Below are 1,268 nucleotides of genomic sequence, written 5' to 3' on the forward strand. Positions count from 1 at the left end.
GATGCCGCCTTGCGCGTTGATGTGCTCCACCGCCATTTCGGCGCCCTCGCGCATCACCGTTCCCGGACGCGCATAGAGCCCGGAGATCGGCACCAGCAGGCCGACCTTGACCTCCGAGGGCTGCTGGGCCCAGGCACGGGATGCGATCAGCGTGCCGGAGGCGCCGGCAAGCAGCGTTCGTCGGGTGATCGTGATCTTGCTTCTTGCAGTCATGACAATCCTCCTCCCTTGAATATTCGCGACGCTGTCAGGATTTCTTCGGCCAGAACGGCTGCGCCTGCGCGAGGTCAGGCGGATAAACGGTGACTGGCACGCCCGACTGCCACTGCACGATGACGACGCCGGCGCCGATCCTGCGGCCCTTCTCGTCGAATTTGAGCTGACCACCCGGATAGTATTTCGACGGACCGGCATCCATGGTGCGGAACGCCTGCGCGACCGCGTTACGGTCGGCCTTGCCGGCCTTCTCCAGCGCTTCCTTCATCAGCCACATGTCGCCATAGGTCGAGATGACGTTCTGCGTCATCCAGGGCTCCTTGTATTTGGCCTTGAGCTCGGCGATCAGGGCCTCGTGGCCCTTCGAGCCCCAGTTGGCGACGATGGTCATGATGCCTTGCACAGTCTCCGGGCTCACGCTCTGGAGCATGTCCGGCTCGGCAATGGTGATGCTGAAGGACACGGTCGGGATCTTGCCCTGGCCGAGGCCGAACTCGCTGATCTTCTCCAGGCCCAGCTTGGCGTCCGACACCGCATTCGGCATGAACAGCAGCAGATCGGGCTTGGCCGAACGAACCTTCTGGATCAGCGGCGTCGCATCCGACAGCGGCGGCGTCCAGACTTCCTCGACCACCAGCTGGAGGCCTTCCTGCGCGAAAAGCCTTTCCTTGAGCGCCTTGGCCGTTGCGACCGATGTCGCGGTGTTGTCCATCAGCATCGCCACGGTCTTCGGCTTCCTGCCTGAGGCATTCTCGGCGAGCTTCATCAGCGTCGGCAGGCCGAGCTCGGACTGGCGGCTTGCGGTCGCAGCCGTCTGGAAAATGTACTTGAAGCCGCGGTCGGTGAGCAGGTCCGAATAGGACAGCGTCAGCACCGGCAGTTCGGCGCGCTCGGTCACCTCGGTGACGGCGAGCGTGAAGGAGGAGAGATAGGAGCCCGTTGCGGCGACCAGATCAGGCTCCTGCGCCACCATGCGCTGTGCCGCGTTCTTGGCTTTCTCGGTGGTGTCGCCGCAATCGATCACCACGAGCTTCAGCTTGGCGCCGCCGAGC

The 1,268-nt window shown here is 64.0% G+C and carries 2 protein-coding genes; both read right to left on the reverse strand.

Annotated elements, in window-relative coordinates; all coding sequences use genetic code 11:
- A partial coding sequence (locus IC50_RS38160) for an ABC transporter substrate-binding protein (RefSeq protein WP_035716830.1) occupies nt 1-213 on the reverse strand: 213 nt, incomplete at its 3' end.
- A gap of 34 nt (nt 214-247) precedes the next feature.
- Nucleotides 248-1,268 (reverse strand): ABC transporter substrate-binding protein (locus IC50_RS38165; RefSeq protein WP_035716832.1); only part of this gene is annotated, 1,021 nt, incomplete at its 5' end.

The organism is Bradyrhizobium genomosp. I (2014) (assembly GCF_000261685.1).
In the GTDB taxonomy this organism is placed as follows: domain Bacteria; phylum Pseudomonadota; class Alphaproteobacteria; order Rhizobiales; family Xanthobacteraceae; genus Bradyrhizobium.